20 protein-coding genes are annotated in these 22,617 nt (G+C 70.9%); 7 read left to right on the top strand and 13 right to left on the bottom strand.

Translation table 11 applies throughout. From position 1 onward, the window contains the following. Positions 1–10 precede the first annotated feature (10 nt). Positions 11–1,261, bottom strand: coding sequence for an acylneuraminate cytidylyltransferase (locus tag AB0D85_RS02170; protein ID WP_362312486.1), 1,251 nt, complete (start codon positions 1,259–1,261; stop codon positions 11–13). 68 nt (positions 1,262–1,329) lie between these two features. Further along, positions 1,330–2,670, bottom strand: a complete 1,341-nt coding sequence (locus tag AB0D85_RS02165; protein WP_362312484.1) for a DUF6716 putative glycosyltransferase — start codon at positions 2,668–2,670, stop codon at positions 1,330–1,332. A gap of 198 nt (positions 2,671–2,868) precedes the next feature. On the opposite strand from AB0D85_RS02165, the gene AB0D85_RS02160 reads away from it, so the two are divergent. Continuing rightward, positions 2,869–3,846 (top strand): glycosyltransferase family 2 protein, encoded by a 978-nt coding sequence (locus AB0D85_RS02160; RefSeq protein ID WP_362312483.1) that lies wholly within the window; start codon positions 2,869–2,871, stop codon positions 3,844–3,846. Continuing rightward, entirely contained in the window at positions 3,843–5,177 is a 1,335-nt protein-coding gene (locus AB0D85_RS02155) for an alpha-2,8-polysialyltransferase family protein (RefSeq protein ID WP_362312481.1), read from the top strand. The genes AB0D85_RS02160 and AB0D85_RS02155 overlap by 4 nt, the downstream gene beginning before the upstream one ends. A gap of 121 nt (positions 5,178–5,298) precedes the next feature. Here AB0D85_RS02155 and AB0D85_RS02150 read toward each other — a convergent pair whose 3' ends face one another. Next, the gene (locus tag AB0D85_RS02150) at positions 5,299–7,617 is read right to left on the bottom strand and encodes a glycosyltransferase (RefSeq protein WP_362312479.1); all 2,319 of its coding nucleotides are present in this window, start codon (positions 7,615–7,617) and stop codon (positions 5,299–5,301) included. After that, on the bottom strand, positions 7,614–9,074 hold the full coding sequence (locus AB0D85_RS02145; RefSeq protein WP_362312477.1) for a glycosyltransferase family 29 protein: 1,461 nt from the start codon (positions 9,072–9,074) through the stop codon (positions 7,614–7,616). Before AB0D85_RS02145 ends, AB0D85_RS02150 begins: the two co-directional genes overlap by 4 nt. Positions 9,075–9,338: 264 nt before the next feature. Between AB0D85_RS02145 and AB0D85_RS02140 the strand changes: the two genes are divergently transcribed. Further along, complete coding sequence (locus AB0D85_RS02140; protein ID WP_362312476.1) at positions 9,339–10,469, top strand: acyltransferase; 1,131 nt, start codon at positions 9,339–9,341, stop codon at positions 10,467–10,469. Positions 10,470–10,734: 265 nt separating this feature from the next. Beyond that, complete coding sequence (locus tag AB0D85_RS02135; RefSeq protein WP_362312474.1) at positions 10,735–11,145, top strand: hypothetical protein; 411 nt, start codon at positions 10,735–10,737, stop codon at positions 11,143–11,145. Positions 11,146–11,231: 86 nt separating this feature from the next. Here AB0D85_RS02135 and AB0D85_RS02130 read toward each other — a convergent pair whose 3' ends face one another. After that, entirely contained in the window at positions 11,232–11,882 is a 651-nt protein-coding gene (locus AB0D85_RS02130; RefSeq protein ID WP_362312472.1) for a TetR/AcrR family transcriptional regulator C-terminal domain-containing protein, read from the bottom strand. A gap of 71 nt (positions 11,883–11,953) precedes the next feature. Between AB0D85_RS02130 and AB0D85_RS02125 the strand changes: the two genes are divergently transcribed. Beyond that, on the top strand, positions 11,954–13,348 hold the full coding sequence (locus AB0D85_RS02125; protein ID WP_362312469.1) for an FAD-dependent monooxygenase: 1,395 nt from the start codon (positions 11,954–11,956) through the stop codon (positions 13,346–13,348). Between the two features lie 10 nt (positions 13,349–13,358). Here AB0D85_RS02125 and AB0D85_RS02120 read toward each other — a convergent pair whose 3' ends face one another. Together AB0D85_RS02120 and AB0D85_RS02115 are read right to left on the bottom strand one after the other, a co-directional pair. Further along, a complete protein-coding gene (locus tag AB0D85_RS02120) occupies positions 13,359–14,000 on the bottom strand; it encodes a TMEM175 family protein (RefSeq protein WP_362312467.1) in 642 nt (213 codons plus the stop codon). 61 nt (positions 14,001–14,061) lie between these two features. Further along, a complete protein-coding gene (locus AB0D85_RS02115) occupies positions 14,062–14,625 on the bottom strand; it encodes a hypothetical protein (protein WP_362312465.1) in 564 nt (187 codons plus the stop codon). A 130-nt stretch (positions 14,626–14,755) separates the two neighbouring features. Here AB0D85_RS02115 and AB0D85_RS02110 point away from each other — a divergent pair, with 130 nt between their 5' ends. Further along, positions 14,756–15,277, top strand: a complete 522-nt coding sequence (locus tag AB0D85_RS02110; protein WP_362312463.1) for a PadR family transcriptional regulator — start codon at positions 14,756–14,758, stop codon at positions 15,275–15,277. Between the two features lie 9 nt (positions 15,278–15,286). On the opposite strand, the gene leuE is transcribed toward AB0D85_RS02110, so the two are convergent. Then, the gene (gene leuE / locus AB0D85_RS02105) at positions 15,287–15,940 is read right to left on the bottom strand and encodes a leucine efflux protein LeuE (RefSeq protein WP_362312461.1); all 654 of its coding nucleotides are present in this window, start codon (positions 15,938–15,940) and stop codon (positions 15,287–15,289) included. Between the two features lie 59 nt (positions 15,941–15,999). After that, positions 16,000–17,580 carry a methylmalonyl-CoA mutase family protein gene (locus tag AB0D85_RS02100; protein WP_362312459.1) on the bottom strand — a complete coding sequence of 527 codons (1,581 nt, stop codon included), beginning with the start codon at positions 17,578–17,580 and terminating at the stop codon, positions 16,000–16,002. Positions 17,581–17,678: 98 nt separating this feature from the next. Between AB0D85_RS02100 and AB0D85_RS02095 the strand changes: the two genes are divergently transcribed. Further along, the gene (locus tag AB0D85_RS02095) at positions 17,679–18,557 is read left to right on the top strand and encodes a L,D-transpeptidase family protein (RefSeq protein WP_362312457.1); all 879 of its coding nucleotides are present in this window, start codon (positions 17,679–17,681) and stop codon (positions 18,555–18,557) included. 238 nt (positions 18,558–18,795) lie between these two features. On the opposite strand, the gene AB0D85_RS02090 is transcribed toward AB0D85_RS02095, so the two are convergent. The 4 genes from AB0D85_RS02090 to AB0D85_RS02075 form a co-directional block, all read right to left on the bottom strand. Then, positions 18,796–19,869 (bottom strand): hypothetical protein, encoded by a 1,074-nt coding sequence (locus AB0D85_RS02090; RefSeq protein WP_362312455.1) that lies wholly within the window; start codon positions 19,867–19,869, stop codon positions 18,796–18,798. Then, on the bottom strand, positions 19,869–20,531 hold the full coding sequence (locus AB0D85_RS02085) for an RNA polymerase sigma factor (protein WP_362313443.1): 663 nt from the start codon (positions 20,529–20,531) through the stop codon (positions 19,869–19,871). Before AB0D85_RS02085 ends, AB0D85_RS02090 begins: the two co-directional genes overlap by 1 nt. A gap of 396 nt (positions 20,532–20,927) precedes the next feature. Next, positions 20,928–21,662 carry a hypothetical protein gene (locus tag AB0D85_RS02080; RefSeq protein ID WP_362312454.1) on the bottom strand — a complete coding sequence of 245 codons (735 nt, stop codon included), beginning with the start codon at positions 21,660–21,662 and terminating at the stop codon, positions 20,928–20,930. A 78-nt stretch (positions 21,663–21,740) separates the two neighbouring features. Then, complete coding sequence (locus tag AB0D85_RS02075) at positions 21,741–22,358, bottom strand: RNA polymerase sigma factor (protein ID WP_362313440.1); 618 nt, start codon at positions 22,356–22,358, stop codon at positions 21,741–21,743. Positions 22,359–22,617 lie beyond the last annotated feature (259 nt).

Here is a 22,617-nt window from a genome sequence, read left to right as displayed (position 1 = left end):
TGGGGTGTCCTTACTTCGGGAGGGAGTCGAGAGAGGGGCCGAGGATCCAGCTGGCGATCTCTCGGATCGCGCCGTCACCGCCGGGGAGGGTGGTGACCGCGCGTGCGGCGCCGCGTACGACGTCGTGGGCGCTCGCGACCGCCACGGGCCAGCCGGCTACGGCGAAGCACGGGAGGTCATTGACGTCGTTGCCGACATAGAGCACGCGCTCTGGAGCGATGCCCTGCTCCTCGCACCACTGCTTGAGTGCGAGGTCCTTTCGGTCGATGCCGTGCAGGACCGGGATCTGGAGTTTCCGGGCCCGGGCGGCGACGACCGGGTTCTGCTCCGTGGAGAGGACCAGCATCTTGAGCCCGCTCTTTCGCAGGGCGGCGATGCCGAGTCCGTCGCCGCGGTGCACGGAGACGAACTCCTTTCCATCGGCGTCGATCAGCACCCGGTCATCGGTCTGGGTGCCGTCGAAGTCCAGTACGACCGCGTCGACGTCGTCGGCGGTCGGGAGGGCGCCGGGGCGGTCCGCGTCGAAGAGCGGGGCCAGGGCGCGGGCGCGCGCGAGCTCGTGGTGGTCGTCGATCTCCAGGACGCGCGCGGGGTCGGTCCGCACCAGTTCGGTGTGGCCGAAGAAGCGGTGCTGGTGCTCGCGGAAGCCGTCGGCGCGCATCGCGTAGGCGGCGCCGGTCTCCAGGAAGTCCTGGGGGCGGTCCTGCCGGCGCGGGCGGAACGATTTGTCGTGGTTGACACCGAGGCCGCCGCTGGCCGAGGCCTCGTCGGCGCCCGCCGGCACCGGGGCGTGCACCTCGTCGCGCCACACGAAGCCGTGGAAGGGGGCGACGGTGAGGGCCGTGTCGGCGCCGTTCTCGACGACCGCGCCGGCCACCCCGTCGATGTCCTCGCGGACGATGAACGGGCTGGTGCACTGCACGAGCAGCACGACGTCGACCGGGGCGCCGTGCAGCGCCTCGTGGGCGTCCATGGCGTGCAGGACGGCGGCCTCGGAGGTGGCGGTGTCACCGGCGATGGCGGCGGGACGGAGCACCACCTCGGCGCCGGCCGAGCGGGCGGCGGCGGCGATCGCCTGGTCGTCGGTGGAGACGACCACGTCGGTCACCAGGCGGGAGGCGACGCACTCGCGGACCGCGCGGGCGACCAGCGGGACTCCGCCGACCGGGGCGAGGTTCTTCGCGGGGACGCCCTTCGAGCCGCCCCGGGCGGGGATCACGGCGAGGACGCGGGGCACAACGGCCCCTTCGGGGTGGGACATCGGCTCTGTTCCTTCGGGGACTGACGACGCAGACGGCTCTGACTGCGTCTGACGCGGGATCCGGTCGCTCACAGCTCTCCCATTCGACGGATCACGGGGGCCACCCGCTGGACGCCGTGGCGGTAGGCGCCGCGTGCGGCCCGGCGCACGATCTGGCGGACGGGGCCCGGGGCCTTGTCGGCGGCGGGCGCGCCGGGCAGCGGCACGCCGTCGGGGCCGAGGTGGTGGCGGGCCAGGATGCCGGGCAGGTAGCCGGGCGCGGTCTCGGGCGTGTAGTAGGGGTGCAGCGGCGGCAGCCCGCCGGGCCGGCCGAGCAGCTTCGCGATGCGTTCGCGGGCCGCGTCGAAGGCCCCCTCATAGGACCCTCCCCCAGAGGGGGTACCCCCAGCGGCGACGCCCTGCCGGGCGACCCACTCGGTGTCGGGCGCCGGGCGGTGGCCGGCGTCGAGCTGGTCCCAGGAGGCCAGGCAGCCGGAGCCGACGAAGTGGTGGTTGCCGAGCGCCTCGCGGATGCCGAGGTCGGTGAGGACCACGGTCGGGATCCGGCGGTGCAGGGACTCCAGCGCGGCCGTCGAGCTCATGGTGACCAGCAGGTCGGTGCGGTCGAGCACCTCGCCCATGTGCCCGTACACCAGCTTGAAGTTGGCGGGCACGTCCTTGCCCTGGACCAGCTTCTGGTACGGCAGTTCCTCGATGTGGGTGGTGTGCTCGCCGGGCTTGGAGCGCAGCTTGAGCAGCACCTCCCGCTCGGGGTGCTTGCGGGCGTGCTGGATCAGCCGGTCGAGCAGGTACGTACGGTCCTTGCGGCTGTCGGGGACCGACGGCTGCGCGGCGAACACCACGGTGTAGGGCTCGTGTTCACCTTCGTACGGCTCCCCGCCGAGGAAGGGCAGCGCGACCTCGGTGACCGAGGAGGAGTCGGCGCCGACCCCGTCGTACACCGCCCGGAAGCGGTCCGCGTCCTGGCGGGAGTTGGCGAGGACCAGGTCCGCGCCGTGCCGCAGCAGCAGGCCGTCGGCGAGCTTCTCGTAGACGACGCCGACATAGCCGGTGACGACGACGGGCCGCTTCTCACGGCCGGCCCAGGCGCTGCGCAGGCCGTGCAGCATGGCCTGCACCCCGCCGCCGACGAGGGAGAGGACGAGGAGGTCGTACGACTGCTGCTCCATCTCTCTCAGGAACTCGACGGCCGTGACCTCGCGGAGCGAGTCCGCGTGGACACCGACCTCCTGGAGCTGGCGGGCGGTGGGGGTGGCACGGCCCCGAAGGAGATAGCCGTCGAGCGCGATGTCCGGACTGTCGGTTTCGTTGGGAATCAGGCGCTTCGCGGTGAGCGCCCCCCACTTCCACCGAGTGTCGGAATCCGCCAGGACGGCCACCCGCAGGGACTTCGTTGCACTTGCTGGCACGTCGAAGACGCTAGGAAGCCATTCCGAGGATCTCCCTAACCCAAATCCAACAAACGGTTAACAACACGTCGACGAATGGCGAATCAGCTCGGGATCGCCCCTCGAAAAGTCCCGGTTCACGACCTCGCCACATGTCGTTCACCTGGTATCAAGGCGGCGGTCAAGACGTACGACGGGCGCTCCTCTAACGTCCCCCACGTGGTCAAGCTCTCCGTCATCGTGCCGTTCTACAACGTGCAGCAATACGCGCCCGACACCCTGAGGAGTCTGCGCGCGAACGCGCGTGACGACTTCGAATTCATTCTCGTCGACGACTGCTCGACCGACGGGACACCTGAGATTCTCGCGCGAGCCGAGCGCGAGCTGCCAGGTGCGGTCCATGTCAGACACGAGAAGAACGGAGGGCTGGCCACCGCGCGCAACACCGGCATCGACAAAGCGCGCGGCGAGTACGTGACCTTCCTGGACGGGGACGACTGGCTCGCGCCGGGCTACTACCCCGATCTCGTGGCCGCGATCGAGTCGCTGGGCTGCGACTTCGTGCGCACGGACCATGTCCAGTGCACCGCGCGGGCCCGGCTCGTGCAGCGCGCGCCGATCGGCCGCCGCAACGTCGTGATGAACCCGCGCGACGCGATCCTGCCCGCCGACCGGTCCACCTCCGTCGACTACGCGTACGCGTGGGCGGGTGTCTACCACCGCCGTCTGGTGGACAAGGGTCTCGTGCATTTCACCGACGGGCTCCGCACGGCCGAGGACCGGCCGTGGATCTGGAAGCTGCACCGGGAGGCCGAGTCCTTCGCCGCGGTGAACCTGCTCGGCGTCTTCTATCGTCGTGGCGTGGCCACGTCACTTACCCAGATCGGCGACGTCCGTCAGCTCGATTTCATTCGCGCGTTCGACCAGGTGATCGAGGAAACCGCACAGGACGCCGACGCGAAGGATCTCCTGCCGAAGGCCGTCCGCACGTATTGCGCCATCATTTCCCATCACCTGGGATCCATCGAAAGGTTCGAGCCCGCGGTGGCGAAGAAGCTGAAATCAATGAGTGCCGCGGCCCTGCGGCGCATGCCGCAGGACGTGCTCGACGACGCCCTGGACTCCATGGACCTCCAGCGCGCCACCAAGCTGCGCCGGCTGCGCCGCCGTCCCGCCCCCGCGGGAGCCGCCGCGTGACCACCCAGATCTTCCAGGCGTCCACCCTCTACGGCACGGCCACCCTCGCCGCCGCCCTGGACTCCGGCGCCTTCCGCCCGGCCGACCGGCGCATCCTGCTGGTCTGCAACAACGCGGCGACCCCCGAGACCACCCCGGGCCTGGACGAGGCGCCCGGCTTCGAGCGGCTGCGCGACCGCTTCGACGAGGTGATCTCGTACAACGAGACGATCTTCCCGTTCCACCCGGGCGGCTGGGCCCCGCGCGTCGACGACATGCCGCTGTGGGAACGCTTCCTGCGCCACGAGTGGCGGCTGGGCGACGACGACGTCGAGTTCGCCGTCGAGTCGATCCAGGTCAACCCCTCGCTCAGCCTCACCCAGATCTTCAACGGCGCCCCGGTCACGGTCTACGCCGACGGCCTGATGAGCTACGGCCCGACCCGCAACAAGATCGACCCGCTGGTCGGCACCCGCGTGGACCGCGTCCTGCACCTGGACCTGGTGCCGGGCCTCAAGCCCCTGCTGCTCACCGAGTTCGGCGTCGAGGGCGAGGTCGTCCCGACCGCCGCGTTCACCAAAGTGCTGGCCGAACTCGCGCCCAGCGGCGACGAGTTGCCCGACATCGACGAACCGGCGCTGCTGCTCGGCCAGTACCTCTCCGCGCTCGACATCCTCACCCCGGAGCAGGAGGAGAACCTGCACGTCCGGATGTTGCAGGGCGCCGTCGAACTCGGCCACACCAAGGTCGTGTTCAAGCCGCACCCCTCCGCCCCGGCCCGGTTCGCCCGGACCCTGGAGCAGGAGGCCGAGAAGCACAAGGTCGACCTGACCGTCCTGGACACCACGGTCCTCGCCGAGGTGCTGTACCAGAAGATGCGTCCCGCCCTGGTCGTCGGCTGCTTCTCCACCGCGCTGCTCACCGCGTCCGCGCTGTACGGCCTGCCGACCGCCCGCATCGGCACCGACACGCTCCTCGACAAGCTCACGCCGTACGAGAACAGCAACCGCGTCCCGGTCACCGTCGTCGACGCGCTGGTGCCCCTGCTCACCGACCGCAAGGCCGTCCAGGAGCAGCGTCCCGGCATGGGCGTCGAGGCGCTCGGCGAGCTGATCCGTGCGGTGGGCTTCGCGATGCAGCCGAAGATCTACCCGTATCTGCGCACCGAGACCGAGCGCTATCTGAGCAGGCATCTGAACGACCGCACCATCCGTTACTTCAAGCGCAAGCGGCTGACTTCGCTCGGGCTGCCCGGTGGGGTGCCCGCGCAGCTGGCGTTCCTGCCGCGCAACGCGACGGTTCGGCGGATGGCGCGTAAGGCGCGCAATCTGCGGCGGGTTGTGCGGAAGTAGGTTCCGCGTCGTTTCGTCTGCGGCGCCGTTGGGGCTGGTCGCGCAGTTCCCCGCGCCCCCAGGCGACGGCTGCGCCGCCGATCAGGGGCGGGTCCGGATCTCCGGACCCGCCCCTTCGGCGTTACCTGCCCAGGATCTTCTTGATCGTGGCGCGGTTGTCCTCGGTGACCTTCCAGAGCTGTTCCTGGCGGTCGTGGACGTCGGCGACCGTGCGGCTGTGGTTGTCGAGGATGCCGATCGCGCGCTCGGTGAGGATGTCGCCGAGGTCCTTCTCGTGGACCGAGACGCCCCACTCGGGCCGCTCGATGTCGTTCAGGAAGTACGCCATCTTCGGGTGCGAGATCAGCGAGATGATGGGCGTGCCGACGCCGAACGGGATCATGCCGGCGTGCCCGCGCATGCCGATGACCAGGCGGGTCTTGGCGTACGTCTCGCGGATCTCGTCGTTGGAGAAGTCGTACATCGGGATGACCGGCAGCGAGATGCCGTGCTCGCGGCGCAGGTCGAAGGCGATCTTCTCGTCGTCGAGGGAGTGCGCCACGCACTTGACCTCGGTGTGCTCGCCGATCTTGCGGACGGCCTTGGCCATCTCGGCGAGGAAGTGGCCGTAGTCGTGGCCGAAGCGCAGCCCCGCGCGGTCGTAGGCCGCGTTGAGCATGACCGTGTCCTCGCGGTACGACGGGTCGGTCCAGCCGGCCACCAGCTGACGCATGACGGTGGTCGGGCAGGGCTGGAAGACGACCTTGTCCTGGAGCTCCGGCGGGAGCATGCCGCGGACCTTGGCGATGGAGCCGTGGTTGCGCAGGCCGAAGAAGGAGGACTTCTCGACCAGCAGCCGCAGGCTCTGGTTGAAGCGCTGGGCCCGGTAGGACTGGCCGTCGAAGGCGTTGAAGCCGACCGCGTAGATCATGATCGGGACGTCGATGGCGCGCAGGTGCTCGTCCGGGACGTTCCACTGCCAGGCGCTGTTGCCGTTGGGCATGGTGTCCGGGATGAACAGACCGCCGCCGCCGATGACCAGACCCCGGCGGGCGTTGACGCGCTCCAGGGCGGCCCTGTCGAAGTACCGGTGGGCGTGCACGGAGTGCCAGCGCCGGGAGGTGGTGTCCGGGCCGAAGCCGAGCCGGACGGTCTCCGGGAGCAGCTTGTCGCCCGCGTTGCCCTGCCGGTCCATGTAGAACGCGACGTGCGCCAGCTGGTCCTCGGCGCTGCCCTGCTCCTGGGAGGGGACGGCGGCCGCGCGCTGCGCCCACAGGCGGCTGGAGCGGTGCGTGGGGTCCACGGTGAGGCCGGCGGTGGCGTACCGCAGGGCCTCGGTGTTGTCGCCGTGCACCCAGGCCATCTGGGCGAGCCGGGAGAACGCGGTGGCGGCCCGGTTGGGGGCGGCACTGGCGAGCAGCAGCTGGGTCTTGGCCTCCTCGTAGCGGGAGACGCTCATCAGGGCGTGCCCGAGCACCTCGTGCGGCCAGGCCTCGTCCAGCGGGATGCGGACGCTGCTCATGACGTCGACGGCGTCCTGGTAGTCGCCGGCGGAGACGTGCGCGGCGGCCACCTTGCGGGCGATCTCGACGTCACCGGTGCGGGCGACGTGCGGGGCGCCGAAGTGGACGACCAGGTCGTGGTGGAGGCCGCCGGAGGAGGCGAAGTAGGCCGCGTGGAACTCGGCGTCGGTCATCTCGAACTCGCGCCAGCGGTCCTCCGCCTGCGCGTAGCCGGACTCGCCGCCCTGCCAGGGCTTGTGCCGCCCGGTGAAGTGCAGGATCTTCGTGTCCTCCGGGACGGGGAGGTCGCCGGAGAGCCGCCGCTTGACGAAGTTGTACTTGGCGTCGAGGCGGACGAAGTCGCCGTCCAGGACGGCGTTCAGGATGCCCTGGTCGTGCTTGTCGAGCTCGTAGTCGCCGCTGCGGCCGGTCTTGTCGATCTTCGCGCAGAACTCGTCGGACAGGTACTCCTTCTGGATCACCAGAAGACCGGAGTTCAGCTTGTGCTGCCCGTAGAAGAACTGGGGCACGGCCGCGAGGCCCTCGCGCAGCTCCAGGAGCTCGCCGAGACCGCCGAGGACCACCATGTCGGTGTCCAGGGTGATGACGGTGTCGTAGTCCCGCAGCCGGAAGATGTCGAGGATGAAGTACGCCTTGCGGACCAGGTAGTTGTCCTGGTCGCCCTTGACGTACGAGTCGTAGTGCGTGTCGTTGACCCGCTGCAGCACGATGCGCGGGTGCAGGGCGCGGATCTTCGCGATGGAGGCCGGACGCAGGTCGTCGTAGAGCACGACGAAGTCCTCGCAGACGCCCGGGTTGGACAGGGCGAGGCTGCGCAGCAGGACCAGGAAGCCGGGCAGGTAGTTCTCGTCCACGTAGGACGCGAAGGCTATCCGGCGCTTCTTGGTGAGGGCGCTCGCGTCGGTGTTCGGTACCGCCGGGGTGAAGGTGGTCGTCATCGCAGGGAGATCCTCATGTCCGTCACGCTCTGGGCCCGCTGCATGACCCAGTCCTTCTCGCTGGTGTATTCGTGCACGGAGGTGATGGCGAGCTTCATGGCCTCCTGCACGCGGTACGCGCCGCTCTCGTAGAAGTCGAAGCCGATCAGGTCCAGGGTCGGGCTGACGTCCAGGAAGTCCAGCAGCCACAGCATGTTGAACCCGGAGGTCGGGATGCCCGACCAGGTGTCGGTGCTGATCTGCCCGATGTTGCGCATCGGCCAGCGCAGCGACTCGTCGCCGAGGAACTTCTGGGCGCCGGGCACCAGCTTGTTGCGCAGCGAGTGCTTCCAGTCGCCGGAGACGCCGCCGAAGATCAGCCGGGTGGTCACCGGCTTCTCCCAGTTGAAGGCGTGCTTGTGGATGCTGACGTGGATGTCGGTGCGCTCGCCGGTGTGCTTCGGGTCGATCTTGTACGAGTTGAAGCGCACGACCAGGTCGTAGTCGTCGATCTGCTTGCCGATGCCACTGGCGCCCACGCGGCCGGAGTTGGCGATCAGGCAGACGGACTTGCCGGCGATCTGGTTGCGGAACTCGCCGAGGCTGATCCACTGCACGCCGTCGACGGTCGGGTCGGCGACCGGGCCGCGCATCCGGACGCGGCGCTGCTCGGCGTAGAGCGCGACGGCCTCGCCGAGACCGGCGTCGTTGCCCTCGGCGAAGCGCATGTCCAGGTACTGGCTGAGGAGTTCCTGCCGGTCGTTCACCGGCGCCTCGTCCTCGGAGAGGGCGAGCAGCGCGCCGACCAGGCGGGGCTCGGCGGCCTTCCAGTCGCCGATGGCCTGGAGGGCGAGGCCCTCGGCCCAGGTGGCGGTGGAGGGCTCGCGGACGTGGTCCGCGGCGGCGGGCACCTGGCGCTTCAGGAGGTCGAGGAGTTCGCGTTCGCGTTCACCCGCGCGACGCATGCCGCTGATCCGGTTGGCGACGCCGAAGCCGTCGTCGGTGGTGAGCTCGAGGTAGCGCTCGTAGGCCTCGATGGCCTCGCGCTCCTCGCCGAGGCCCTCCAGGATGCGGGCGCGCAGCCGCCAGCCGGCCCGGGAGTTCTTGCGGTGCACGAGGACGGTGTCGCTGATCACCAGGGCGAGGTTCAACTCGTCGTTGTAACCGCACTCCAGGGCCTTGTTGGCGACGGCGAGCAGGGCGTCCAGCAGGTCGTTGTTGATACCGCCCGAGGGGGTCGCGGCGCCCTTGACGGCGCGCTTGAGCAGAGCGGTGGCACCACCGGCCGAGGCGGGTGCGGACGCGGTGGTGCCTTCGGTGGCGACCACGACCAGCAGCTTGCGCAGCTGCTCCGCGAGTTCGGCGCGACGACGGTCGAGGCTGCCGACGACTTTGCCGCTGTGCACGGCGCAGGCGTGCAGGCAGTCGTCCAGCTCCCCTCCGCGTGCTGGTGCCCGCCTGTTCTGGACCCTCGTCATAGCTCTCCTGATTTTGCCAAGCAAAGCTTGTGTAATGGCTGTGTGCGCTGAGGTGCCCCGCGCCAGGGGGGGATGGATGGAGAAACTAGGAAGCCAAAACGACCATATGGTTAACGAATCCCGACTGGTAAGAGAATGGTTAGGAGGTTCACCGCGCACTTCCTATGATTCGCCCAGCTGACGGTATTGGGCTTCCCACGTCCCGGGGACTCGGTCAACAGATCGGATGATTAACGGGGCACTGCCGGGTAGACGCTTCGAACCATGTCTCTCGCGACCCCCACACTGGCGCCCTCGCCTGCGAAGATCGCTGTCGCACCGGCCCCATCCGGACGGCGGCACACCCGGCTCCTGGCCCTCGACGGGCTACGGCTCGCCGCCGCCCTGATGGTCTGCCTCTACCACTACGCCGGACGCGGCGGAGTCGTCTCCGCGTCCTGGCACCAGAACCCCGCCCAGGTCTTCCCGACCCTGTCCCGGGCGGCCGTCTACGGCTGCCTCGGCGTCGAGTTCTTCTTCGTCATCAGCGGCTTCGTGATCTGTATGAGCAGCTGGGGCCGCTCCCTCGGCGACTTCTTCCGTTCCCGCGTCGCCCGCCTCTACCCCGCCTACTGGGTCGCGCTGGTGCTGGTCACCGGTGCGTCCCTGGTCCTGCCGGCCGTCGTCCACGCGGTCCGGGCCGACGAGTTCCTGGTCAACCTGACGATGCTGCAGCAGCCGTTGGGCGCCCCGCGCGTCCTCGGTGTCTGCTGGACCCTCTGGGTCGAGGTCCGCTTCTACGCCCTGTTCGCGCTGACGGTCGTCCTGCCGGGCGTCACCTACCGCAGGGTGGTGCTGTTCTGCTCGGTGTGGACCCTGGCGGCCGTCCTGTCCACCGCGGCCGGCGGCCCCTGGACCGAGCTGGTCGTGATGCCCGGGTACGCCCCCTACTTCATCGGCGGCCTGGCCCTCTACCTCGTCCACCGCTTCGGCAACCAGGCCCTCCCCTGGGGCATCGTGGCGCTCTCCTGGATCCTCGGACTGCGCATGGCCACACAGGGGTTGTGGCACGCGGACGCGCCCAGGAACCCGTATGCCGTGATGCTGGTCGTCACCCTGGCGTACGCCGCCGTGGCGGCGGTGGCGGCGGGCTGGACCCGGTGGGCGGCCTGGCCCTGGCTGACCACGGCCGGGGCGCTGACGTACCCCTTCTATCTGGTGCACGAACACCTGGGCTGGTTCGTGATCCGGGTGCTGCACCGGGGCTGGGGGGTACCGGCGTGGCCGACCCTGCTCGGCACGGTGGCAACGATGCTCGGCCTGGCATGGCTGATCCACCGGTTCGTGGAGAAACCCCTCGGCCCCCGGCTCAAACGGTCCCTGAAATCCGCACCGCCGGCGGCCGACCGGGCTTAGGGCGGTTTCAGGGCGGCGGAGAGATTCCCTCCGGATTTTCGGCCGGTATGCGGAGGAATGGATTCCTTGGCATTGTCCCGCAATGCGCGTCGCATACCGGCCGGCAATGTGTCGAAACCCTGAATTCCAGCATTCTTCCCGCTGTACAGAAGTAATCGTTCCGCTTATCCAGGTCAGCCGGAAACCGCTTGTGCGACGTGATCAGCTCTCCGTAGCGTGTGATCCGCAAGGAGCCAGTGATAACAGTCGGAACAAAGGAGAGTCCGTGAAGTCACGTTTCCGTTTGTCGGCTGCTGCCGCCGCGGCGGTGTCCCTGGCGGCGTTCGGCGTGGTGGGGATGTCGTCCTCGCCCGCGGCCGCCGCGTCGGCCACCTGCTTCGGTTACACGGGAAACGTCAACGACTACGGGTACAACTACGTCGACTGGCAGTACGGCCCCGACGAATGCTTCGGCGTCGCACCCTCCGGAACCATCTGGCACACCTGGTCGGGCGCCGGCGGCTGGAAGGAAATGCCGGGCAACGGCAAGGCCCTCAGCTTCGTCGCCTTCTTCGAGAGTTCCGCCGGAAAGGCCGTCAAGGTGGTGACGGCGGCCGGAAACTACTACTGCAACTACGACGACTACGCGACCAACACATGGGGCGGCTGGTACGCGACGAACACCGACCACTGCTGAATTCCCCGGGCCCGGTCCAGGGGCGATGTCACCGCATCGCCCGGGACCGGGCTTTTCGCGTTCGGCCGTCCGCCGGAGTCCACCGTTCAGCCGATTCCGTACCGCGCCCCGATTCCCGCGACCACCAGTTCCAGGCCCTCCTCGAAGTGGCGGTCGTAGTCCGCGAAGAGTTCGCCGCCCGCCGCCGCCGACAGGGGGAAATCGGCCAGCAGGCGTGCGCGCTCCGCCACGTCGTAGCCCTCCCGGCGCTCCCCCGGGAGGGGCTGCACGCCCTGCTCCTCGGTCACGAAGCCGACGGTGTAGGCGTTCACGGTCCGGCCCGCCGCCACCGCCTGGGCCAGGGTGAAGCCGGCCTCCGTCATGACCCGCAGGCTCGCCTCCTGCGCGGGGGCGTGGTCGATGCCCGTGAAGCGTGAGCCGCTGTAGACCTTGGCGCCGTCGCGGTAGCCGAGGAGGGCCGTACGCAGCCCCCGGCTCGTCCCGCGCAGGCGGTCCCGCCAGGTGCCGGCGGGGTCCAGCGGCGTGTCCGCGACCATCCGGCGGTACATCTCCGTCGCCATCTCGTCGAGCAGCGCCTGCTTGTCCTTGAAGTGCCAGTACAGGGCCGGGGCCTTGACGTCCAGCTCCCTGGCGATGGCCCGGAGGGTCAGGCCGTCCAGGCCGGTCTCGTTCAGCAGGCGCAGGGCCGTGTCGGCGACCCGTCCACGGTCCAGGGGCGCGCGTCGTTCCGTACTCACACTTGACACCTTAACAGCGTTAAGGGCAGCCTTGCGGTCGACGGCACTTAACAGCGTTAAGGAGATATGCGATGGATGTACTGATTGTCGGCGCCGGTCCCACCGGACTCACCCTCGGCATCGACCTGGCCCGGCGCGGAGTGGACGCGCTGGTCGTGGAGGCGGGCGAGAAGCTGTCCCCGGGCTCGCGCGGCAAGGGGATCCAGCCCCGGACGCAGGAGGTCTTCGACGACCTCGGGGTGCGCGACGCGATCCGTGCGGCGGGCGGCCCCTACCCGCCCCGGCTGCTCTGGAAGAACGGCGAACGGCTCGGGACGGAGCCGATGTTCGACGAGGTGACGGCGGACGAGGGCACGCCGTACACCGATCCGCTGATGATCGCGCAGTGGCGGACCCAGGAGGTGCTGTACGCGCGGCTGCGGGAACTGGGCGGCCGGGTCGGGTTCGGGCGCGGTGTGACGGACCTGGCGCAGGACGCGGAGGGGGTGACGGTCCGCTTCGCCGACGGCACGACGGCCCGGGCGCGGTACGTGGTGGCGGCGGACGGAGGACGGTCGACCGTACGGCGGGCGGTGGGCGTCGGCATGACGGGCGAGTCGGTCGACCCCAGCCCCTTCCTGGTGGCCGACCTGCGGGTGCGGGGCCTCGACCGCGGCCACTGGCACACCTTCGCCGGCGCCGACGGCAACGGGGTGGCGCTGTGCCCGCTGGCCGGCACGGAGGACTTCCAGCTGGCGGCGAGGCTGCCGGAGGGCACGGAACCCGACCTGTCCCTGGACGGGATACGGCGGCTGGTGACGACGTACACCCCGCTCGACCCGGCGGACGTCACCGAGCTGCGCTGGATCTCCGACTTCCGCACCCGCGCCGCCCTGGCCGACCGCTTCCGCGTGGGCCGGGTCTTCCTGGCCGGAGACGCGGCCCATGTCCACTCCCCGGCCGGCGGCCAGGGCCTGAACACCAGCGTCCAGGACGCCTACAACCTGGGCTGGAAACTGGGCGCGGTACTCGGCGGCGCCCCGGAGGAGCTCCTCGACACCTACGAGGAGGAGCGGCGCGCGAACGCCGCCGCCATGCTGGACCTCTCGACGGGCGTGCACCGGGGCGAGGTCCGGCGGGGCGAGGCGACGGTCCAACTGGGCCTCGGCTACCGGGACTCCTCGCTGTCGCGGGAGACGCGGGCGAACCCGGGGCCGGTGCGAGCCGGTGACCGTGCCCCTGACGGCCGGAACGCGGACGGGGTGCGGATGTTCGACGTGTTCCGGGGCCCGCACTGGACCCTGCTGACCCCGGACCCGGTCGACGGCGTCCCGGACCCGGTACACCGGCTCCCGGCCCCGGAGTCGTACGGGCCCGGAGTCTTCCTGGTCCGCCCGGACGGCTATGTGGGCTGGGCGGGCGGGACGGCCGCGGGGCTGCGGACGTACGCGGAGCGCACCGGGGCCCTCGGCGCCCTCGCCCGGTAGGACGCGCAGGTCAGGCGGCGGCGGTCCGGGGCCCCCGCTGAAGGAGACGCAGTGCGGCCCGTATCGCCGGGAGCAGCACCCAGCACAGCGACGCCCAGTGGGTGACGAACGCGACGGGTATCGAGACCAGGAACGTCACCATCATCGCGGTCAGCCAGCCCAGCGTGCCCGACACGGCCTCCGGCGCTCCGGAGGTCCGCAGCAGCCCGGACCTGCGCAGGTCGGCGAAGCCCAGCCGGAAGAACAGGCCCGTCAGGACCTGGTTGGCCGCGTACACGATGAACTGGACCTGGAACGCGTCGGCCTCACTGGTCAGCAGCTTCGTCGTGAACGGCGTGACGACGATCGCGAGCAGCCACAGCAGGTTCCAGCGGATGGCACCGCCGGAGACTCCGGTCACGTACCGGAACAGGCGCTGGTGGACCAGCCAGTGGATGGCGATGGCCCAGAAACTGACCAGGAACGCGCTGTACTCGGCCAGGTGGTCGCGCAGGAAGTGCAGTACGCCGCTGTTGCCGTGGACGTCCCCGGTGGGGACCGGCAGTTCCAGGGCGAGCAGGGTGATGGCGATGGCCACCACCGCGTCCGAGAAGTAGATCAACCGCTCCGGACTGACCGGCCGGTCCCCGTCGGGCGCCTCGTTCTCGACCATCTTCTGTTGCTTCCTTCTTCCTGCTGCGGGGTGGATCCGGGCGGTGGAACGGTCGGTGCGGTCACGCCAGGGCCTGCCCGGCAGCGGTCGCGGCGCGGGCCTTGGCCCGTGCCGCGTACCGGCCGCCGACGGCGAACGGGAGGACGAACGCCAGGACCTGGGCGGAGACGAGCGGCACGGTCGCGGAGTGGTCGTAGCCGACGACGACGGCGCAGGCGAGCGCGCCGAGCGCGAAGCCGGACGCCCAGATGGCGGTCAGAACCATGTTGACCCTGAGGAACCGGGGGGAGTCCCAGAACTCGCGGGGCACCTCGGCCCGGGCGAACACCAGGGTGAAGGGGCGGCGCACGGCCAGCGAGGCCAGGGCGGTGACCGCCAGGGTGCCGTTCGCCAGGGCACAGATCCAGTGCCGCAGTCCCGTACCGGGGTCGGCCAGCGCGACGGCGGCCATGACCACGAAGAACCCGCAGGTGACGGCGGTCAGCAGATCGACCGTCCGCGCGCGGAGCTGCAGGGCGAGCAGATACAGCGCGGCCAGGGCGGCGGCACCCGTGCCCAGCCGCCAGTCGACCGGGCTCAGGGCCGCGTAACACAGCCAGGGCGCGAAGCCGCGGACATAGTTCACCGCTTGTCTCCTTACGGACAGGGCGAGAACAGGGAGTGCGAGCGTCCAATGTTGGACGGTCCAAGCATGGCCGGTCGATCTTGCTCTGTCCACCCGTGACCGGTGAATTCCGGAACGGTAGGGTGAGGCCATGAGCTTGCCCCACGCCCTCCTCGGTCTCCTTGCCGAGCAGCCCGCCAGTGGATACGACCTGCTCAAGAGGTTCGAGACAGGTCTGGCCATCGTGTGGCCCGCCCAGAAGAGCCAGGTCTACGGCGAGTTGGCCAAGCTCAGCGAGAACGGTCTGATCGAGGTCACCGGCACCGGCGCACGCCACCGCCGCGAGTACGGCATCACCGACGCGGGGCGCGCGGAACTGCGCCGCTGGCTCACCGAGCCCGGCCTCGACCTCGCCTTCCGCAGCGCGGCCCTGCTCCGCGTCTTCTTCCTGTGGACCCTCACCCGCGAGGAAGGCGCCGGCTACCTGGAGAAGTTCGCGGAGACGAACCGCGAGCGGCTCGCCGCGCTGCAGTCCATCCACGACAACGCCGAATGGGCCGGGGACCCCGTCCAGGTCTGCGGCTGGCTCATCCTCGAATACGGCCTGCGCGGCTCCAAGACCTCGGCGGAATGGGCGAGTTGGGCCGCGGAGCAACTCACCGAACGCCTGTGAGCGGTGCGCTCAGGCGCTGGCCAGCGTCAGCTTCACCGCGAACCCCAGGAACAGCACCCCCGCCGCCGAGGTGGCCGTCGCCGACATCCGCTTCCGGCGGCGGAACGCGTCGGCCAGCCTGGTGCCGCTGAATATCAGCGCGCTCAGGTACAGGAAGCTCGCCAGCTGCGCGAACGCACCGAGCACCACGAACGACAGGGCGGGGTAGGCGTACCCCGGATCCACGAACTGCACGAAGAAGGCGACGAAGAACAGGATCGCCTTGGGGTTGAAGAGGCTGATCACCAGGGCGCGGCGGTACGGCCGCTCGTGGGCGGCGGCGACCGGTGCGGTCTCCTGCTGTGCCGCCTTCTCCTTCCGCGTCCGCCACATCCCCCACGCCGCCCGCAGCATGCCTATCGCCAGCCAGGTCAGGTAGCCGGCGCCCGCGTACTTCACGATCCCGAACAGCACGGCGTTGGCCTTGAGCAGCGAGGCGACCCCGGCCGCGGACAGCGTCATCAGCACGGTGTCCCCGCACCACACGCCCGCGGCGGCGGTGTAACCGGCGCGGACGCCCTGCCGGGCGGCGACGGACAGCACGTACAGGGAGTTGGGGCCGGGCAGCAGGACGATCAGGACGAGTCCTGCCAGATAGGTGGGGAGATCGATGACGCCGAACATGCGAAGAAGTCTCGCACGGAGGTCCGACAACGCCCCCAGCCGCGGGTCGGAAGACGCCGTCAGAAGGCGTCGGTCGGGACGTACACCCCCCACACCTCCCGCAGCGCGTTGCACACCTCCCCCACCGTCGCCCGGGCCCGCAGGGCTTTCTTCATCGGGTGGAGGACGTTGTCGTCGCCCTCGGCGGCCTTCTTCAGGGCGGCGAGCGCCGAGTCGACGGCCGACCGGTCCCGGTCGGCGCGCAGCCGCGCGAGGCGTGCCGCCTGCCGGGCCTCGATGGCCGGGTCGACGCGGAGCGGCTGGTACGGCTCCTCCTCGTCGAGCCGGAAGCGGTTGACGCCGACCACCACCCGGTCGCCCGCGTCCGTCTCCCGCGCGATGCGGTAGGCGTTGCGTTCGATCTCGGCCTTCTGGAAGCCGTGCTCGATCGCCGCCACCGCGCCGCCCAGGTCCTCGACCCTGCGCATCAGCCCGACGGCCGCGCCCTCCACGTCGTCCGTCATCCGCTCCACCGCGTAGGAACCCGCGAAGGGGTCCACGGTCGCCGTCACGTCGGTCTCGTACGCCAGGACCTGCTGGGTGCGCAGCGCCAGCCGCGCGCTCCTGTCCGTCGGCAGGGCGATCGCCTCGTCGAAGGAGTTGGTGTGCAGGGACTGGGTGCCGCCGAGGACCGCGGCCAGGGCCTGCACGGCCACCCGGACCAGGTTCACCTCCGGCTGCTGGGCCGTCAGCTGGACCCCTGCGGTCTGGGTGTGGAAGCGGAGCATCAGCGACCTGGGGTCGCGGGCGCCGAACTCCTCCCGCATCACCCGGGCCCAGATCCGGCGCGCCGCGCGGAACTTGGCGACCTCCTCCAGGAGGGTCGTACGGGCCACGAAGAAGAAGGACAGCCGGGGTGCGAAGTCGTCGACGTCCATGCCGGCCGCGACCGCCGTGCGCACGTACTCGATGCCGTCGGCGAGGGTGAAGGCGATCTCCTGCGCGGGGGACGCCCCGGCCTCGGCCATGTGGTAGCCGGAGATGGAGATGGTGTTCCACTTCGGGATGCCGGCCCGGCAGTACCTGAAGGTGTCCGCGACGAGGCGCAGGGAGGGCTTCGGGGGGTAGATGTACGTCCCCCGTGCGATGTACTCCTTCAGGATGTCGTTCTGGATCGTGCCGGTCAGCCGGTCGGCGCCGACGCCCTGCTCCTCCGCCACCAGCTGGTACAGCAGCAACAGCACGGCCGCCGGGGCGTTGATCGTCATCGACGTGGAGACGCGGTCCAGCGGGATCCCGTCGAACAGCACCCGCATGTCGTCGATCGAGTCGATCGCCACGCCCACCTTGCCGACCTCGCCGTGCGCGAGGGGTGCGTCGGAGTCGTGGCCCATCTGGGTGGGCAGGTCGAAGGCGACGGACAGGCCGGTGGTGCCGTGGGCGATCAGTTGCCGGTAGCGGGCGTTGGACTCCGCCGCCGTACCGAAGCCGGCGTACTGGCGCACGGTCCAGGGGCGGCCGGTGTACATCGTCGGGTAGACGCCCCTGGTGAAGGGGTACGACCCCGGGTCGCCGAGCTGCTCGGCCGGGTCCCAGCCCGCGAGGGCGGCCGGACCGTAGACCGGCTCGACGGGCAGCCCGGACTCCGACTCACGGACCATGACGGGTGACCTCCGCGGTGCGCCTGTTCGCCGGTACGTCTGTCACTCCCACCATGCCCCCTTGTTCGGCGGCGGTCACGCGGGGAAGCATCCACGGCATGAAGGTGACGGGGTTCTCAGGGATCGTGGGACGGCCCGGCGTCGCGGTCGCCTCGGCGGCCGTACTGGCGGTGCTGTGCGGGTGCACCGTGCGGCCGCCGGACGGCGCGGACGGCAAGCACGACTCGCCCGTCCACATCGAGCTGCCGCCCAGCCGGACGCCCGGCAAGGGGCCCAGCGGGACGACCGGCAGGACGGCCGGTACGGCTCCCGCCCCGGCCCCGTCCGCCGTCGACACCACCCCGCCGCACATCGTCTTCACCCGCGGTGACACCGGCACCGGCGTCCGTGAGCTCCAGGCCCGGCTGCGGCAGGCCGCCTGGCTGTTCGACGGGCCGACCGGGACGTACGACGACCTCACCGCGCGGGCCGTGAAGGGCTTCCAGGGCAAGCGCGGGCTGCCGCAGACGGGTGAGACCGACGCCGTGACCTGGCAGCGGCTGGTGCGGATGACGCACCGGCCGGGGACGTGGGAGCTGTATCTGATGGGCGGTCAGCCGGCCGCCGCGCCCGACCCGCGGTGCCTGACCGGGCGGGTGCTGTGCATCAGCAAGACCAGCCGGACGCTGCGCTGGATGATCGACGGGCGGACGGTGTCGACGATGTCGGTGCGGTTCGGGGCGCAGTACACCCCGACCCGTGAGGGGGTGTTCCAGGTCTACTGGAAGTCACGCCACCACTTCTCCACGCTCTACCACTCCCCGATGCCGTACGCGATGTTCTTCAGCGGCGGCCAGGCGGTGCACTACTCGTACGACTTCGCGGCCCGGGGCTACGCGGGCGGCTCGCACGGGTGCGTCAACGTGCGGGACGAGGCGGCGATCGCGGGTCTGTTCGCGCAGGTGAGGAACGGCGACAAGGTCGTCGTCTACTGGTGAGCGGGGAGCGAGGGGAGTTTGGGGCGCGGGCGGGACCGGGGGAACGTGTCCCGCCCGCGCCAATGCACGAGCCACGGGTACGGGGGGAACCCCGGCTCTGTGCGACGGCCGATGACCAGTCGGCTCATTCAGTACTGCGCCGCCGCCGCCGAAAACGTCACACCCCGCGCGAAAAAAGTTCGGCGAGTTCCGAAACCGCAGGTCACAGCGGTATGCAAAGGTCAGGGTGCGCCGGACGTCAGAGTGCGCTGTACGTCGGGCCGGGCGCGGCGGACGGCTGGTTCGGCAGCATGGGCGTGAAGGCCGTCGGGGCGGGTGAGGCCGCGCCGTTCTCGTGGTGGTCGTTGCCCCCGCCGTTGCCGCCCCCGTCACCCCCGTTGCCGTTCCCGTTGCCGTTGCCGCCCCGGCCCGGCCGGCTGTCGTCGCCGCCCTGGCCGTTGCTGTCGCCCTGGCCACCGCCGCCCCAGCCGGTGTCGTCGCCCTGCCCGCCGGAGGCGCCCTTGTCGTCGCCGGAGTTGTCGCCCTTGCCGGCCGCGCCGGTGCCGAGGACTGCCTTGCAGAACTTGTTCACGCGTTCGGTACCGCCCGCGAGGCCCTCCAGGGCGCGTCTGCGGTCGGCGCCCAGGGGCTTGCCCTCCTGGATGTCACGGCAGGAGGTGAGCGCACGGCCCCAGGCCTTCCCGGAGGTGCCCTTCGAGCCGGTGCCCCCGTCCTTCGCCCTGCCGGAGGGGTCGGGCGAGGACTGCGCGGAACCGCCGGTCGTCGTACCGGAGGAGGGCGCGCCGGTCTCGCCGCCGAGCAGGGACTCGGGCGAGGGCGAGCCGTGCGTGCGTCCGGGGGTGCCGGCGGCCGAGACGGAGGCGGCGGGTCCGGGGCGCTGGTCGCCGAACGGCGTCGGCAGGACGCCGGTGCCGGCGGCGACCGCGACCCCGCCGAGCATGCCGGCGGTCAGCGCGGCAGCCAGGCCGAACCGTGCGGGGCGGGCCCAGCGGGGGGCGCGGGGCCGCGGGGAGCCGGCGCCGATGCGGAAGAGGCCCGCGTCGGCGCCCCGTCCGGACCTGCCCGGCCGCGCCGCCACTGCGGTCCGCTCGTCCTCGGCGGATTCGCGCGCTTTGCGGAAGGCAGCCAGCGCACCTTCCTCACCAGGGAGTTCGGCGCCGGCCGGGGCGGTCCCCGCGGAGAGCGCGCCGAGCGCCTTGCCGAGGCGTTCTGCCTGGTCACGGGCGGAGGCGTCGACGGCTTCGAGCGACTCACCGCGCAGCAGACGTTCCGCCGTCGCCCGGTCCAGCCACTTGTTCTGCTCGTCGGCCATCACATGTCCTTCTGCGTCCGCGAACGCGTATGCGTCACACTGGCGGACGTCACCGCACGATCATCCGGTTCTCGCTGGGGCGGAAGCGCGTCCAGGACGCCCGCCGTCTCCGGGTCGGCGCCGAGCAGTTCCGCGAGTTTCTTCAGGCCCCGGTGGGCCGCCGTCCGGACGGCGCCGGCGCGTTTGCCGAGGGTCTCGGCGGCGGTCTTGGCGTCGAGGCCCACGACGACCCTGAGGACGACCGCCTCGGCCTGGTCCTGCGGCAGCCGGGCGATGAGGGAGAGCGTCGAATCGGTGGTGAGCGCCTCGATGGCCTCGCCCGCGGTGTCCGACTCGGCGGCCCGGCCCGCCAGTTCCGTCTCGTCGCCGCCGATCGCGGGGCGGCGGCCGCGCATCCGTATGTGGTCGAGGGCGCGGTTGCGGGCGATCCGGGCGGCCCAGCCGCGGAACCGGTCCGCGTCGCCGCTGAACCGGTCGAGGTCGCGGGCGATCTGCAGCCAGGCCTCGGAGGCGACGTCCTCGGCGTCCGGGTCGCCGACCAGCGTTCGGACGTATCCGAGCAGGCGTGGCTGGACAGCGCGGTAGACGATGCGGAACGCGGTCTCGTCCCCGTCCTGTGCCGCACGTACCGCGGCGGTCAGCTCCGCGTCGTCCCCCAGCACCCGATATCCCTCTTTGCGCCTAAACCGGCGCCGCTCTCGCGGACGTGGTTCCTCGCCGTCGTGGTTCCTCAATTGATGGTTGCGGTGTTCGGGGCCGTGGATGGTTGCGGTGGTCATGCGTCTTCTACGGCCCGGCGCGAACTGCACGTTACGCACTGAATCCGTTCCCCGTCCACGTCCGTACAAAGCGCAACTAACTCGTGACGCCCTGGGGTGTGACAGAAAACGCACTCATGGCGCTGAACAGAGTACGGACCGCCGCGCGGTCCGTACCGCGCGACGGCCGGGGCCTCTCCTGTGGGGGGTGGCGGCCCCGGCCGTTGCTTCGGTGCCGCTCGACGCGCCAACGTCGGGGCGCGCAGGGCCGGTTGATCGCCCGGCTCCCGATGCGCGGGATCAGTCGCCCTTGCCGCCCGCGGACTTGCCCTTGCCGGAGTTGCCCGTGGTGTCGGGCTTCTTCGTGTTGCCGGAATTGCCGGGCTTCTTCGCGGACGTCGTCGTCTGCGCCAGCAGCTCGGCGCAGTACGCGGTTACGTTCGTCTCACCGCCCGCGGCCCGGATCAGCCGCTGCCAGGCCGTCGAGTCCAGCGCCTTGCCGTTGTCCTTGACCTTCTCGTAGGCCCGGCAGTGGGCCTCGGTGTCCTTCGCGGTGACCGGGCGCTCGGACGGGCCGGTACGGCCGGGCGTGCCGGGGGCGTCCGAGGCGGGCCGGCCGGCGGAGGTGCCGGGGGCGGTGGCCGAGGGGCCGGACCGCCGGCCGCTGTCGTGGCCGCCGGAGGAGTGCACCGAGCCGATCGCCGCGACCGCGACCCCGCCCAGGGTGACGCTCGCCAGGGCCATCGTCACGGTGGCCTTCACCGAGCGGCGGGTGCGCCGCTGTTCGCGCGTCCGCCAGTCGTCCCGGCGCCGGGTCCGTGCCCGGTGCGCGCCGGCGTCCCGGGCGGTGCGGAACGCGGCCACCGCCCGCCGCTCGCCCTCGGTGTCCACGCCGTCGTCCCGGATGGCGGCGGCGAGCAGGACCTCCAGCGCCGCCCCGGCGGGCTCGGGCTCGGCCCCGGGGCCGAGCACATGGCCGTCGGGGCGCACGTGCCGCCGGCCGCGGCCCGCGTCGTCGCTTCGCCGTTCACCCATGTCCCTGTCCATCCCTGTCCGACGGCCGTTCGTGGGGGCCGCCCCTGCCGCCCTCGGCGTTCATGCCGCCGTCGGCGTTCATTTCGATTCCCCCAGCGTCCGGGGGTCCTCCTGCGTCACACCCGCCACGCCCAGCCGCCGGGCCAGGCCCTTCAGCCCGCGATGGGCGGCCGTGCGCACCGCGCCCGGCCGCTTGCCGAGGACCCGTGCGGCGGCGGGACCGTCGAGGCCCACCACCACGCGCAGCAGCACCGCCTCGGCCTGGTCGCGGGGCAGCGAGCGGACCAGTTCCAGGGCCCGCTCCGTGGAGAGCGCCTCCAGCGCCTGGTCGTACGTGCTGTGCGTGCCGGGCAGGTCCAGCAGGTCCTGCTCGTGGGCCGACGCCCGGGGGCGTACCTTGAGCCGGCGCAGATGGTCCAGGGCCCGGTGCCGGGCGATGGTCGCCGTCCAGCCCCGGAACCCGGCCCCGTCGCCCTTGAACCGGCCCAGGTCCCGGGCTATCTCCAGCCAGGCGTCGGCGGCCACGTCCTCGGCGTCGTCACCGACGATCCCGCGGAGATAGCCGAGCAGACCGGGCTGCACAAGCCGGTAGGCGACCGCGAAAGCGGCCTCGTCGCCTTCCTGGGCTCGCGCCACGGCTGCTCCCAGCTCGCCGTCGTACGCCTGCACGCGGCGGGTTTCCCCTCCTTGGCCCAACACGTTCCTCGTTCGTACCGAGTGCGAATCGGGCCCTGCCGAACCCGAACCGGCGCCGTGCGACACGTCCGGTCGTGTGCGCGGCCCCCACGATCACCAGCGTCCGCCCTCACCGAAGTGTCACAGCGGGCCCGATCGCGGCGGCGGCCGGTGACGAGTGACGTTTGGTCAGGTCCGGACGCTGTCTCTAAGAGTCACCTGTGCGACAGGTGTGTCAGGTGTGACAGTCATGGTCTTTCTTCTATGGGGTGGGACGAGT

This window comes from Streptomyces sp. NPDC048277 (assembly GCF_040652235.1).
GTDB lineage: Bacteria > Actinomycetota > Actinomycetes > Streptomycetales > Streptomycetaceae > Streptomyces.
Note: the sequence above shows the minus strand (reverse complement) of the source record. Positions and strands in the feature narration are given on the sequence as shown.

What these genes read in the sequence shown, in the direction of transcription:
- AB0D85_RS02145 (WP_362312477.1), bottom strand. Translation starts at nt 9,074, where the DNA reads ATGACGAGGGTCCAGAACAGGCGGGCACCAGCACGCGGAGGGGAGCTG.
- AB0D85_RS02100 (WP_362312459.1), bottom strand. Translation starts at nt 17,580, where the DNA reads ATGGTCCGTGAGTCGGAGTCCGGGCTGCCCGTCGAGCCGGTCTACGGT.
- AB0D85_RS02110 (WP_362312463.1), top strand. Translation starts at nt 14,756, where the DNA reads ATGAGCTTGCCCCACGCCCTCCTCGGTCTCCTTGCCGAGCAGCCCGCC.
- AB0D85_RS02150 (WP_362312479.1), bottom strand. Translation starts at nt 7,617, where the DNA reads ATGACGACCACCTTCACCCCGGCGGTACCGAACACCGACGCGAGCGCC.
- leuE (WP_362312461.1), bottom strand. Translation starts at nt 15,940, where the DNA reads ATGTTCGGCGTCATCGATCTCCCCACCTATCTGGCAGGACTCGTCCTG.
- AB0D85_RS02095 (WP_362312457.1), top strand. Translation starts at nt 17,679, where the DNA reads ATGAAGGTGACGGGGTTCTCAGGGATCGTGGGACGGCCCGGCGTCGCG.
- AB0D85_RS02140 (WP_362312476.1), top strand. Translation starts at nt 9,339, where the DNA reads ATGTCTCTCGCGACCCCCACACTGGCGCCCTCGCCTGCGAAGATCGCT.
- AB0D85_RS02090 (WP_362312455.1), bottom strand. Translation starts at nt 19,869, where the DNA reads ATGGCCGACGAGCAGAACAAGTGGCTGGACCGGGCGACGGCGGAACGT.
- AB0D85_RS02120 (WP_362312467.1), bottom strand. Translation starts at nt 14,000, where the DNA reads ATGGTCGAGAACGAGGCGCCCGACGGGGACCGGCCGGTCAGTCCGGAG.
- AB0D85_RS02170 (WP_362312486.1), bottom strand. Translation starts at nt 1,261, where the DNA reads ATGTCCCACCCCGAAGGGGCCGTTGTGCCCCGCGTCCTCGCCGTGATC.
- AB0D85_RS02080 (WP_362312454.1), bottom strand. Translation starts at nt 21,662, where the DNA reads ATGGGTGAACGGCGAAGCGACGACGCGGGCCGCGGCCGGCGGCACGTG.
- AB0D85_RS02125 (WP_362312469.1), top strand. Translation starts at nt 11,954, where the DNA reads ATGGATGTACTGATTGTCGGCGCCGGTCCCACCGGACTCACCCTCGGC.